Genomic DNA, 11,708 nt, shown 5'->3' on the forward strand with positions numbered 1-11,708 from the left:
GCTGCTCAACTGCCGGTGACCTCGGACTCGGCCAACGCCGCGCGGTCGTGCTCGTCGCCGTACCACCTCTCCTGCCAGCGGGAGAACGCCACGATCACGATGTCGCGGTGCGCCGGGCCGCCGTCCGCGGATTCGACGTCGGTCACGTCGTGCGCGATCGCCCGGTCGTCGAGCAGGACCGCCTGCCCGGCCTCGAGGGTCCCGCTCCAGAACGGCGCTTCGGCGCCGTCGTTCCACAGCCGGGTCTGGGCGCCCGCGACGTTGTGGCGCGCCAGCACGGCGATCATCACGAACTCGTGGCCGTCGCGGTGCACGCCCTCCGGGGTCAGCGGGCCCACCCGATCGCCCTCGGCCCGCGTCCGGTTCTGGTGCACGTTGATCTGCCAGCTCTCGCCGGTGTCGAGCGGGAAGGCCGCGGCGCCCGCGGCGATCATCCCGGTGAAGTCCACCTCGATCGGTTGGTAGATCCGGCGGATACCGCCCGCCACCGGGTTGAACTTGGTGTACGTGGTGTAGTCCCGGTGCGGCAGCAGTTCGAAGTCCCAACCCCGGTCCTGCTCCCAGTGCATCCGGTACTGGGAGAACCGCTTGTAGCGGGTGCCGTTGCCCATGTAGTCGTCGACCGGGCAGCGCTCGTAGCTGCCCAGGACGTCCGCCGGTGGCGACGGCAGGTCGATCACGGTGAAGCTCTGGTGGTTCAGCGGCATAGAACGTCTCGCCTTCCTGTGCGTTCTTGGCAGGCAGGTGCGCGGAAGTCAGCGGTAGGTGTTGGGCATCCGCTCGTCGAGGTAGCGGCACGAGGAGTTCAGCCGCCACAAGGCGCCGCGCATCATGCCGCGGCGCATGGCGGGCGAGGACGCGGCGGGGATCACCACGTTGTGGAACCAGCCCGCGGCGTGCTGCGCGTCGACCGTGATGTGCAGCCGGTGGTAGACGATGCCGACATCGGGCAGGCCGAGCCGCTCCCACGCCTTGACCACCTGCACGAACCGGTCGGGCACCAACCACTCGGTCATCCCGAGGAAGCCGACGGCCTCGGCGTAGTAGTTGCGGTAGCGGCTCAGCAGGACCGCCAGGTTGCCGCTGAGCAGGGCGTTCGCGCTCAGCCCCGCCTCCAGCTCAGCCGGGCTGATCTCGAACACCTCGAAGATCTTGTTGAACAGGTGGGTGTGCACCTCGGCCGGGTTGCCGTTGCCCATCTCGTCCCAGAAGTTGGTGGCGATCTCCATCTTGGCGCCGCCGCTGGTGCCCACCTGCATCATCGCCAGCAGGTCGTCGAAGCGACCGTCGACCACCGACTCCTGCATCACGTAGTTGCGCAGGTCGTCGACCGTCGCGTGGTCCTTGATGAAGTCCTGGTAGTACGGGTGCTTGAACACCCGGTGCGCGCGGGCGGTCGTCTTGAGCCAGGACAGGTACGCCTTCGGCTGGGCGGGCGCCTGCTCCAGGGTGCCCGGCTCGATCCAGCCGTCCTCGGCGGCCAGCGTCGCGGTCTCGAGCAGCCGCGTCACCTCGTGCACCACCACCGATCCCTCGGCGGTCGGCTGGTCGGGGATCTGCATGGTCAACTGGTAGATCCTGGCCAGCAGGAGTTGCTGGCAGTAGTGCGCGCGCTGCTCACCCGCGGCTGCGTCGGCGTTCATCACCGAAACAGCGATGCGTAACCGGTCCAGCTCGCCCGCGAACTCCCGGTCGACCTCCTCAGCGGGTCTGGACAGCCAGGCGGAGATTTCCTCGACAACGGCCATCGGATCAGATCCGATCGCATTGGCCCGGGCAGAAACATCAACAGTGGTGGACAATCCAACTACTCCCATCTCGATTGAAAAGATCAACCTCCCGTGGCAGGAGCGTGAACGATTCGTTTGGTTGCCATCTGCCCCCAATCCGCTTCAACCGCCACCCCAATTGTGGGTCGCTAGTCGTCGAGGTGGTGCTACTACGCCGACCGGGTGGACATGTCATCACCCGACTACCGCAACAACACGATCGGCAACCACACTCCGCCATCCTGCGGGATACGCCCATCAAAGATGGCAAATGGCAAACCTTTTCGCAGGCACTACGCGCGTTTACGAAATGGAGTATTGTATTCCGCCACTGCCGCCCGAAACCCATTGCAGGCGCATATGTGGCACAAATGGAGTGGACCCCGCCCCCCGGACAGGGGGCGGGGTCCACAGTCTTTTACCTGGGGCGGCCTCTTACTGGCGGCGGCTCAGGGTGGCGAAGTCCGGGTTGGTGCCCAGTACGCCGCCCTCGGCCCAGCGGTCGCGGGCGATCTCCTGGACGTGGACGGTGATCTTGTCCATGGGGGCGCCGGTGACCCGGTGCATGGTGGCGGTCAGTTCTTCGACCAGCTCGCGGACCTTGTCGTCCGGGGTTGGCCAGGTGGTGACGGACAGGATGGGCATCAGGGCTCCTGGGTGGTGCAGTGCTCGTAGAAGGACGGGACGGTCAGTTTGAGCTGGGCGTGGATGTCGCCGCCCAGGCCGTACTGGCCGATGGCGCCGCCGTAGCTGCGCTGGTAGCTCATCCAGAGCACGATGACGTTGATGATCCGGTTGCGGCCCGGCCGGTCGGTGGTGGGGAACGGGTCGGGCAGGGTGGCCGAGTACCTGGCCGCGCCGCAGCGGTCGGTGACGAACACGTTCGGCACGCCCAGCGGTCCCGGCCTGGTCGGCCCCGCGACCGGGTCGAGGTCGAGCTCGCGCAGCGACATCACCGTGTAGAGGCTGTTCGGGATGAGGTCGGCGAACTCGAAGTCGAACTCGGCGTGGTAGCGGTCCGGGCAGACCTTCACCGACACCTCGCCCTTGGCCCGCAGCCAGTGGCCGAGGGTGATCGGCTCGGTGACCTTGCGCCCGTCCTCGGCGCGCAGGTCCGGGATGGGCACCTCGTGCAGCGGGTAGCTGGGCAGGATCCTGGCCGCGGGCGGTTGGTCCGGCGAGAAGGTCATCGGGTAGTTGTTGCACGGCAACGGGGTCGGCAGCGTGTAGAGCACCATGTCGTCGTCGGCCGGGGTGATCTCGCGCAGGACGTCGTGCGGCAGGTGCCGCCCGAACTCGGGCACCGGGCTCTTGGCGCTGACGATCGCCGAACCCCACGGGGCGACCACGCCGTCGGGCGAGGTCCGGTTGACCCGTCCCACCACGACGAAGTCGCCGTCGGCGTTCATGATCTCGCTCGGCGGGTAGAGCGGTCCCTGGGTGGTGGGCGTTAAGGCGACCATCAGCCGGTGACGCGCTCGTAGATCGTGGTGAACAGCCCGCGCTCGCCACCGGCGATGTAGGCCGACCCGGCCTGCCGGACGATCTCCTGGTACTCGGCGCTGGAGAACACGGCCCCGTACCGCTCGGGGGTGGTGTCGAAGCCGGAGACGAACATGACGCCGGGTTCGGTGCTCAGCAGCGAGTGGTAGGCCAGGAACACCTCGACCTCCTCGGCGCGGCGCACCACGTCGAAGATGGTGCCCTCCCGCCACGTCCGGTAGTCGGCGAACACCGCGGGCGGCACCTCGATGTGCCGCAGCTGCACGTACCTGGTCTGCGGCACCGCGTCCTCTGTGGACTTCGGTGCCTCGACGAAGGTCAACACCTGGCGGCGGAAGTCACCGGCGACGTACGGGGCCAGCTCGGTGAACTCGCGCTCGAACAGCTCCGTCTCCCCCGCCAGCGCCTCGACACCGGTGAGCGCGGTGAGCCGCAGCAGCGTGGAACCCTCCAGCGAGCGGAACAGGTCGCCGCCGGGGCGGATCTCGGCCCACTGCTTGGCGGCGGCCTCCAGCGCACCGTCGGCGGTGGTGACCTCGGTGACCAACAACGTGGTCGCGGCCATGGGACTTTCCTTTCGTCGGAGGGGGTTCACCAGCGGATGAGGCACATGCCCATGGCCATGCCGCCGCCGAAGGCGGTGAGCAGGACCAGGTCGCCGTCGGCGATCTCGTGCTGGGCGGCGGCCAACGTGATGGGCACCGAGGCGGCGCCGGTGTTGCCGTAGCGCTCGAAGGTGAGGTGGGTGCGGGCGGTCGGGAAGGCCAGGTTGTGCTGCAGGTCGGCCAGCATGTGGCCGTTGGCCTGGTGCGGGACGAAGTGCGCGACGGTGTCGTCGGTGTACCCGGTGCTGGCCAGGAACCCGCGCACCGCGCCGGGGACCTCGCGGTCGACGAACTCGCGCACCGCGCGGCCGTTCATGGTGAAGTAGTGCGCGCCCGCGGCCAGCGACTCCTTCGTCGGCGGGACGCGGCTGCCGCCACCGGGGACGGCGATCAGGCTCGTGTGCTGCCCGTAGCTCGACAGCGCCGAGGCGACGATGCCCCGACCAGGCCGCGCCGGGCCGACCACCACCGCGCCCGCGCCGTCGCCGAAGAGCACGGCGGTGCGCCGGTCGGTGGGGTCGAGGATCCGCGAGTACACGTCCACCCCGACGACGAGCGCGTGCCCGCCGTCGGCGACGAGCCTGCGCGCGGTCTCCAGCGCGAACACGAAGCCGCTGCACACGGCGTTGACGTCGAACGCGGCGGCGTTGACCGCGCCCAGCTTGTCCTGCACCACGCACGCCGTGGCGGGCTGCGGCGAGTCCGGTGTCGACGTGGCGATGATGATCACGGACAGGTCGGTCGCGGCCAGCCCGGCCCGCTCGAGCGCCTCCCTGGCGGCGGGCACGGCCAGGTCCGAGGCGGCCTGCCACGGCGCGGCCCGGCGCCGGGCGAGGATGCCGGTCTTGCGCTCGATCCACGACTCCTCGACGCCGACCTCGGCGGCGACGACGTCGTTGCCGACCTCCTCGTCCGGCAGGTAGGCGCCGCAGCCGAGGATGCCGATGCCCGAGGTGGGCATGGGGCTCTGGTGCACGGCGGGGCCGTCGGTCGCCTCCGCCAGCGCGCACCCGCAGAAGCAGTCCTGGCTCACGCGGCCACCCCCGCGAGGCGCAACCACCGGTTGTTCTCGGCGTGCCTGCCCAGTTCCGGGTCGGTCCCGACCACGACCGGGTGGCCGACCTGGCGCAGCAGCGGCAGGTCGCTGACGTGGTCGCCGTAGCCGAAGCTCAGCGGCAGTGAGAGGTCGAACCGCTCGGCCACCTCGCGCATCGCGGCCGCCTTGACCGGGCCGATCACCGACCGGTCGACCTCACCGGTGAGCAGGCCGTCCGCGCCGACCTCCGGCCGGGTGCACAGCAGGTCGTGCGCGCCGAGGGCGTCGGCGAGCGGGGCGAGGCAGGCCGGGAACGACCCGCTCACCAACACCACCCGGTGACCGGCGAGCCGGTGCCGGACCAGCGCGCCGACCACGCGCGGGTTGATGAAACCCGGCGTTCGGCGGCACCGCTCGAACCACTCCCGGCCCTGCCGGTCCACCAGGTCGGCGGGCACGCCGCGGTAGATCCGGTAGTACTCGCGGTTGGCCTCGGCGCGGGGCAGCCCGCCGCCCGCCGCGGCCCGCTCGAACGCCGCGAACCGCTCGGCCTGACCGAGCCGGGGGCTGCGGTCGTCGGCGAGGTGGAATCGCAGGAAGTCGAACATGCTCTTACCGGCGATCAGCGTTTCGTCAATGTCGAAGAACGCGGCGACTCGCACCGTTCAGCACTCCTTCGCGGTGGAGCGACCGACCAGCGACTCGACCGCGCTCGTCGCGCGGCGCAGTTCCGAGCGCTTGATCCGGTGATCGTCGAAAGCGGCGAAACGGATATCGGCGTGCGCGGCGACCGCGCCGGACTGGGCGAGGTCCATCCGCACCCGGAATGTCATCCGCTCCGGGTCGTCCACAGTGGATTCGACGATCTCGCAGGTGAGCTGCGCGGGAAGCGGGAACAGGAACGATTCGAAGGTCAGATCGATCGAGTTCCACACCACGTAGTAGTGCCGGTCGGGGTACCGCACGCCGTGCTCGGCCTCGAACACGGCGATGAACATCTGCCGCATCGCCTCGGTGACGACCATGCCCTGCACGTGCTGGCCGGTCTGGTGGTCGAGCAGCAGCTCGTTCTCCCCGTGCACCACCAACCCGGCCTCCCAGCGACCTGCGGCGACCGGGCGCAGGTCGGACAACAGCACGTTCTGCTCGCGGTGCTTGTGCACCAACGACCTGGCCACCGGAGCGCCGCCCGGGCCGAGCACGACGGTCCCGTTGGCGTTGCCCCGCTTGGCGAGCACGCTGTGCAGGTAGTCGAGTTCGTACTCGCCGACGCCTTGGCCGACCACGATCGCGTCCGGCACCGGCCCGCCGCCGCGCAGGTCGGCGACGAGCTGACCAAGGGTGTGCACCCCCGGCACCGCCCGCATCCCGGCGAACCGGTCCCCCACCAGGCAGACCACCGTGGCGCCGACCTCGTCCTCACGTCTGGCTAAGCCGATCCCGCTGCTCGCGATGGACATGAAAAATACCCCCTCAGGTATCACGTGCGTTTTCGGTCGATGATTTCGATACACGCGTCTGAACAGATCCCTGTGACGCAGGAGCAATCCCCGAGGGGACGCGCCTGCGCATCCCCTACGAGTTCGAACCTAACACGTACTTCGTGACACGAGTTGTGTAGAGCGTCAGGATGTTGCCAAGCGCCTGCCGGGTCAGCCCCCGTTGTGACGGGATTTCCGGGAGACCAGCAGGACAATCAGCGCGGCGGCGACGAGAACGGCGCCGACCACCGTGACAGAACCGACTCCGGCGGACTCCACCGCGATACCGCCGCCCAGCGCGCCAAGGGCGATCGAGGCGTTGAACACCGCGACGTAGAGCGACGACGCGGCGTCGGTGGCCTCCGGCGCCGACCGCAGCACCAAGGTCTGCAGGCACACCGGCAGCGCCGCGTACGACAGGCCCCAGGCGACCAGCAGCACGACCGCGGCGGTGGTCGACGCGCCACCGGTCAGCGAGATCACCAGCAGGGACCCGGCCAGCAGGGCCACCGCGCTCACCAGGGCCCGGCGCAGCCCCTTGGCCACAGCGCCACCGGCGAGGAAGTTGCCCGCGATGCCCGCCGCGCCGAACACCAGCAGCAGCACGCTGACCATGCCGGGCGAGATGCCCACCACGTCCTCGAGGTAGGGCGTGACGTAGGTGTAGGCGAGGTAGTGGCCGATCATGGTGAGCGCCGCGACCGCGATGGCCACCAGGAACGGGCCGTTGCGCAGCAGCTGCGGGATCGCCGCGAGACCGCCGCTGTTGCGGGCCCGCATGGACGGCAACAGGACCAGCACCGCCACCAGCACCAGCAGACCGGCCCCGGCCGCCGCCAGGAACGCGACCCGCCAGTTCGTCGCCTGACCGATGGCCGTGCCCAGCGGCACCCCGACCACCGAGGCGACCGAGATCCCGCCCAGCACAACGGACAGGGCGCGCACCGCGTTCTTCGGTTCGACCAGGCGAGTGCCGACGGCCGGTGTGGTGGACCAGAACACGCCGTGGGCGAAGGCGATCACGACCCGGCCCAGCATCAGCACCAGGTAGTTCGGCGCGACCGCGGAAATGACGTTGCCCACGACCAGCAACCCCAGCAGCGACACCAACAGCGTGCGCCGGTCCATCCGCCGCACCCAGGAGGTCAGCGGCGCCGCGGTCAGCGCCGCGATACCGCCGTAGACGGACACGACGAGCCCGGCGATGCCGACGGGCACACCCACGCCCGCGCCGATGGACGGGAGCAGGCCCACCGGGAGCAGCTCGGTGGTGACGAACAGGAACGTGCCGAGGCCCAAGACCCAGACCGCGGGCCAGGAGCGGGTGTCGGTGTCCTCGACCGGGTCGGCGGCCTCGGGCGGGCGGGTCGTGTCTGGCTGGGCGGTCATGGTGTTCCCTCCTGGGAGTCGGCCGCCGCGAACAGCTTCTTCGCCTGGTACAGCGCGTTGAGCGAGCGGGGGATCCCGACGTACGGGGTGAGGTGGACGAACAGCGCGACGATCTCCGCGCGGGTGGCGCCCGCCCGCAGGGTCGCTGGGATGTGCGTGTCCAACTGCGGCTCGCAGCCGCCCTGCCCGGCCAGCAGCGCCAGGGTGACGAGCTGGCGGGTGCGCAGGTCGAGGCCGGGCCTGCTGACGATGTCGCCGAAGGCGTACTCGACGATCGTGGTGCCGAAGCGGTCGTCGAGCGGGGCGACCGACGCGATCACCGCGTCCGGGTCGATGCCCAGGCCCAGCATGACCTCCCGACCGACCTGCTCTCGCTCGCTCATGCCCGCTCCTCCTCGACGCCTGCCGGGCCGGTGGCGGGCAGGGTGGCGGCCGGGTAGCGCTGCCCGTGCACCTTGTCCGGGGCGAAGGCGGCGTCGAGCGCGGCCACCTCGGCGTCGGTGAGGGTGATCGCGGCGGCGGCCAGGTTCTCCCGCAGGTGGTCCAGGCGCCGGGTGCCCGGGATCGGGATGACGTCCTCGCCCTGCGCCAGCACCCAGGCGAGGGCGATCTGCGCGTGGCTCGCGCCGTGGCGCTCGGCGACCTGGTCGACCGCGCCCAGCAGCGGCAGGTTCGCGGCCAGGTTGGTCTCGGTGAAGCGCGGGTTGGTGAAGCGGAAGTCGTCCTCGGCGAGGCCGTCGCGGTCGCGCAGTGCGCCGGTGAGGAAGCCGCGGCCCAGCGGGGAGTACGCGACCAGGGCGGTGCCCTGCTCGCGGGCGGCGGCGAGGACGCCGTCGCTGACCACGTCCCTGGTCCACAGCGACAACTCGCTCTGCACCGCCGCGATGGGGTGCACGGCGTGCGCGCGGCGCAGCGTGGCGGCGTCGACCTCGGACAGGCCGATGTGGCGCACCTTGCCCGACTGGACGAGCTCGGAGAGCGCGCCGACGGTGTCCTCCACCGGCGTGGTGCCGTCGAGGCGGTGCGCGTAGTACAGGTCGATGGTGTCGACGCCGAGCCTGCGCAGGCTGGCGTCGCAGGCGGTGCGCAGGTAGCCGGGGCTGGAATCGTTCCACCGGCGCCCGCCGTCGCGGCGGATGCCGAACTTGGTGGCCACGAACGCGTGCCGGGTGCGCACCACGGCGCCGACGAGCCGCTCGTTGTGCCCGTCGCCGTACATGTCGGCGGTATCCAGCAGGGTCACGCCCGCGTCGATGGCCGCGTGCAGCACCTCGGTCGACCGCGCGTCGTCGTGCGCGCCGTAGAACTCGCTCATGCCCATGCAACCGAGGCCGAACAGGCCGACCGGGACCCCGCCGAGGAGCCTGGTCCGCCCCGCCTCCAGGGGTTGTGCTGTCTCGCTCATGGCACCAACCCTGCTGACCCGCGCGGCGCGGCGGCAGGACGCGGTCCACCCTGGGAGTCGGCTACCCGGGGTGCGCCGTCACTAGGAGTGCGCTGCCTGGGTGCCGCACACCCAGGCAGCGACCGGACACCCGTGGCAGCATGGGTCCATGGCGCAGCAAACGGACCTCAGCACCTTCCTGCGGTCGCGCCGGGCGAAGGTCCGGCCCGCCGACATCGGGCTGACCAACGGGCACACCGTCCGCCGCACGCAGGGCCTGCGGCGCGAGGAGGTCGCCGCAGCCGCCGGGGTCAGCGTGGACTACTACACGCGGCTGGAGCAGGGGCGCGAGCGCAACCCGAGCATCGCGGTGCTGGAATCGCTGGCCACGACCCTGCTGCTGGAAGGCGAGGAACGCGACCACCTGTTCCGACTCGCCGCGCACACGGGCAACCGCGCCCAAGCCGCACTGCCCGCCCCGCGCGCCGTGCGACCCGCCGTTCTCCAACTGCTCGACACCGTGACCCCGTCCCCCGCGTACGTGCTGAACCGGTGGAACGACATGCTCGCCGCCAACCCGGCCGGCCTGGCGCTGTTGGCGGGCCTGGACGAGTGGCCTGCCGCACGCCGCAACACGATCCGCTACATCTTCCTGCACCCGACCGCGGCGACGCTGTTCGAGGACTGGAGTTCGATCGCCCACAACGCCGTGGCGCACCTGCACGCGATGGAGGGCCTGCTACCGGGCGCCCCCGCGCTGAAGGCCCTCGTGGACGAGCTCAGCGAGCAGAGCCCAGAGTTCCGCACCCTCTGGCAACAACACGACGTCCGCAGCCTCTCCACCGGCCGCAAACTCCTCAACCACCCCAACGTCGGCCGCATGGCGCTGACCTACGAGGTCCTCGACGTCACCAACGACCACCAGCGCCTGGTCGTCTACCAAGCCCCCACGGGCACGGTCGACCACGACTCGATGATGCTGCTCAACCTGGTGAACCCCAGCGCGGAAACCACGGCCGAACGCCCCCGACGCCGGTCCGACCAGCGCTGACGCTCGGGCACTCCTCTAGTCGACCCAGGGGATCGGCCGGTGCTCCACGTTGTTGGGGCAGACCAGGATGTTCAGCGCACCCTCCCGGCCGAACTCCCAGCCCACAACGGTTTCGTCGGTCTCGCACGAGCAGCCGTCGCTGGCCGGGAAATCCCGGCGGTAGAACTGCGCGACCCCGACCAACGCCTGCCCGAACGAGCCGTCTGGTAGCGGATCCGCGCAGTACGGCCATGTTTCGTCGGCAGGCCAACGCATCGGACCACCGATGTGGCTGTCCGCCGAGGTAGGCGACCCCGCCGACGGGTGCAACCGGGTGGCCGTGCGGGCGTGGGCCCCGATGCCGGGAACAGGTGGTGTGCGCACGGTGGAATCGTAGTGCTCATGGGTGCCTGCACTTGGCGGCCCGCCGTTCATCTTGCCGGCGGGCCGCCAGGAGCTACGACCGGCGCACCGCCGCCAGTTCGCGCAGGGTGGCGAGGTGGGGCAGAGCGGCCAGGACGGTGTCCGCCGGTAGGCCGAAGTCGATCAGGCAGGCCAGTTCGTCCACTCCCATCGCCGCGTAGGTCGCGATCGCGGGGAGCAGTTTGGCGGGTGAGCCGAGCAGTGCCCCGTGGTCGTAGTAGCGGTCGAACGCGTTGTTGACGATGAAGTCGATGTCGTCGGGGTGCAGGGTGGTGGCGTCTATGCGGGGGCGGCCCGCGATCCTGGCTCCGAGGAACAGGTCCAGTGAACTGCGCAGGTAGGTCAGCATGGACGGGCGTACCGCCGCTCGGGCGGCGACCTCGTCCGGGTCGACGAACGCGTGCAGCATCAGGACCACGTGGCCGGGCCACCCGTCGCCGTGCTCGGCGGCGGTCTTGCGGTAGCGGGCGACCTTGGCCGCCAGTTCGTCGGGTTCCTGACCCAGCAGGTGGGTCAACAACCCGGCACCCGCTCTGCCCGCGTTCTCGAACGACTCGACCGAACCCGCACTGGTCAGCCACACCGGGAGTTCGCATTGCACGGGTGGCGGGTACACCCGCAGCTCACAGGCGTGCCCGGCCCCGTCGACCGCGTGCCGGGGTTCGCCGCGCCAGAGTGAGCGGACCTCCGCGAGCCGCGCCAGAGTGACCTCGCGCCGGTTGGCGTAGGTGTCCGGGCGCAGCGCGAAGTCGCTCGCGTGCCACCCGGAGGCGAAGGACACCCCCACCCGTCCGTTGGAGAGGTTGTCCACCACGGAGAAGTCCTCCGCCAGGCGCACCGGGTCGTGCAGCGGTGCCACGACGCTGCCCGCGCGGACCGCGACCCGGTTGGTGATCGCGGCGACCGCGGCGCTGGTGACCGCGGCGTTCGGGTAGAGACCGCCGAAGGGGTGGAAGTGCCGCTCGGGCGTCCACACCGCGCTGAACCCGTGCTCGTCGGCGAAGCGCGCGCCCGAGAGCAACAGCCGGTAGCGGTCGCCACCGGTCGCGCGGCTGTCGTCGGCGAAGTAGAACAGGCTGAAGTCCACG

At 70.5% G+C, this 11,708-nt stretch carries 14 protein-coding genes; 1 reads left to right on the top strand and 13 read right to left on the bottom strand.

All coding sequences use genetic code 11. The features are described from left to right. Positions 1–5: 5 nt before the first annotated feature. The 11 genes from JOD54_RS24340 to JOD54_RS24390 all read right to left on the bottom strand — a co-directional run bounded on the left by JOD54_RS24340 (position 6) and on the right by JOD54_RS24390 (position 9,188). Positions 6–707 (bottom strand): 2OG-Fe dioxygenase family protein, encoded by a 702-nt coding sequence (locus tag JOD54_RS24340; protein ID WP_204453469.1) that lies wholly within the window; start codon positions 705–707, stop codon positions 6–8. A 48-nt stretch (positions 708–755) separates the two neighbouring features. After that, entirely contained in the window at positions 756–1,748 is a 993-nt protein-coding gene (locus JOD54_RS24345; protein WP_204453471.1) for an iron-containing redox enzyme family protein, read from the bottom strand. Between the two features lie 456 nt (positions 1,749–2,204). Beyond that, positions 2,205–2,414, bottom strand: a complete 210-nt coding sequence (locus JOD54_RS24350; RefSeq protein ID WP_204453474.1) for a tautomerase family protein — start codon at positions 2,412–2,414, stop codon at positions 2,205–2,207. Next, positions 2,414–3,232: a hypothetical protein gene (locus tag JOD54_RS24355; protein ID WP_204453476.1), complete on the bottom strand. Its 819-nt coding sequence runs from the start codon at positions 3,230–3,232 to the stop codon at positions 2,414–2,416. Before JOD54_RS24355 ends, JOD54_RS24350 begins: the two co-directional genes overlap by 1 nt. Then, positions 3,232–3,837 carry a hypothetical protein gene (locus JOD54_RS24360; RefSeq protein ID WP_204453477.1) on the bottom strand — a complete coding sequence of 202 codons (606 nt, stop codon included), beginning with the start codon at positions 3,835–3,837 and terminating at the stop codon, positions 3,232–3,234. The genes JOD54_RS24355 and JOD54_RS24360 overlap by 1 nt, the downstream gene beginning before the upstream one ends. Positions 3,838–3,863: 26 nt before the next feature. Further along, positions 3,864–4,910: a 3-oxoacyl-ACP synthase III family protein gene (locus JOD54_RS24365; RefSeq protein WP_307860248.1), complete on the bottom strand. Its 1,047-nt coding sequence runs from the start codon at positions 4,908–4,910 to the stop codon at positions 3,864–3,866. Continuing rightward, positions 4,907–5,575: an HAD family hydrolase gene (locus JOD54_RS24370; RefSeq protein ID WP_204453479.1), complete on the bottom strand. Its 669-nt coding sequence runs from the start codon at positions 5,573–5,575 to the stop codon at positions 4,907–4,909. The genes JOD54_RS24365 and JOD54_RS24370 overlap by 4 nt, the downstream gene beginning before the upstream one ends. A gap of 3 nt (positions 5,576–5,578) precedes the next feature. Beyond that, a complete protein-coding gene (locus JOD54_RS24375) occupies positions 5,579–6,373 on the bottom strand; it encodes an AfsA-related hotdog domain-containing protein (RefSeq protein WP_204453480.1) in 795 nt (264 codons plus the stop codon). Positions 6,374–6,565: 192 nt separating this feature from the next. Further along, complete coding sequence (locus tag JOD54_RS24380) at positions 6,566–7,783, bottom strand: MFS transporter (protein WP_204453482.1); 1,218 nt, start codon at positions 7,781–7,783, stop codon at positions 6,566–6,568. Further along, positions 7,780–8,166 carry a carboxymuconolactone decarboxylase family protein gene (locus JOD54_RS24385; protein ID WP_204453483.1) on the bottom strand — a complete coding sequence of 129 codons (387 nt, stop codon included), beginning with the start codon at positions 8,164–8,166 and terminating at the stop codon, positions 7,780–7,782. The genes JOD54_RS24380 and JOD54_RS24385 overlap by 4 nt, the downstream gene beginning before the upstream one ends. After that, positions 8,163–9,188 (bottom strand): aldo/keto reductase, encoded by a 1,026-nt coding sequence (locus tag JOD54_RS24390; protein WP_204453484.1) that lies wholly within the window; start codon positions 9,186–9,188, stop codon positions 8,163–8,165. The genes JOD54_RS24385 and JOD54_RS24390 overlap by 4 nt, the downstream gene beginning before the upstream one ends. Positions 9,189–9,336: 148 nt before the next feature. On the opposite strand from JOD54_RS24390, the gene JOD54_RS24395 reads away from it, so the two are divergent. Continuing rightward, the gene (locus JOD54_RS24395) at positions 9,337–10,218 is read left to right on the top strand and encodes a helix-turn-helix transcriptional regulator (protein WP_204453485.1); all 882 of its coding nucleotides are present in this window, start codon (positions 9,337–9,339) and stop codon (positions 10,216–10,218) included. Between the two features lie 15 nt (positions 10,219–10,233). On the opposite strand, the gene JOD54_RS24400 is transcribed toward JOD54_RS24395, so the two are convergent. Further along, a complete protein-coding gene (locus JOD54_RS24400) occupies positions 10,234–10,581 on the bottom strand; it encodes a hypothetical protein (RefSeq protein ID WP_204453487.1) in 348 nt (115 codons plus the stop codon). A gap of 73 nt (positions 10,582–10,654) precedes the next feature. Next, positions 10,655–11,707, bottom strand: a complete 1,053-nt coding sequence (locus JOD54_RS24405) for a MupA/Atu3671 family FMN-dependent luciferase-like monooxygenase (protein ID WP_204453488.1) — start codon at positions 11,705–11,707, stop codon at positions 10,655–10,657. Between the last annotated feature and the right edge of the window lies 1 nt (position 11,708).

Source organism: Actinokineospora baliensis, assembly GCF_016907695.1.
Taxonomy (GTDB): Bacteria; Actinomycetota; Actinomycetes; order Mycobacteriales; family Pseudonocardiaceae; genus Actinokineospora; species Actinokineospora baliensis.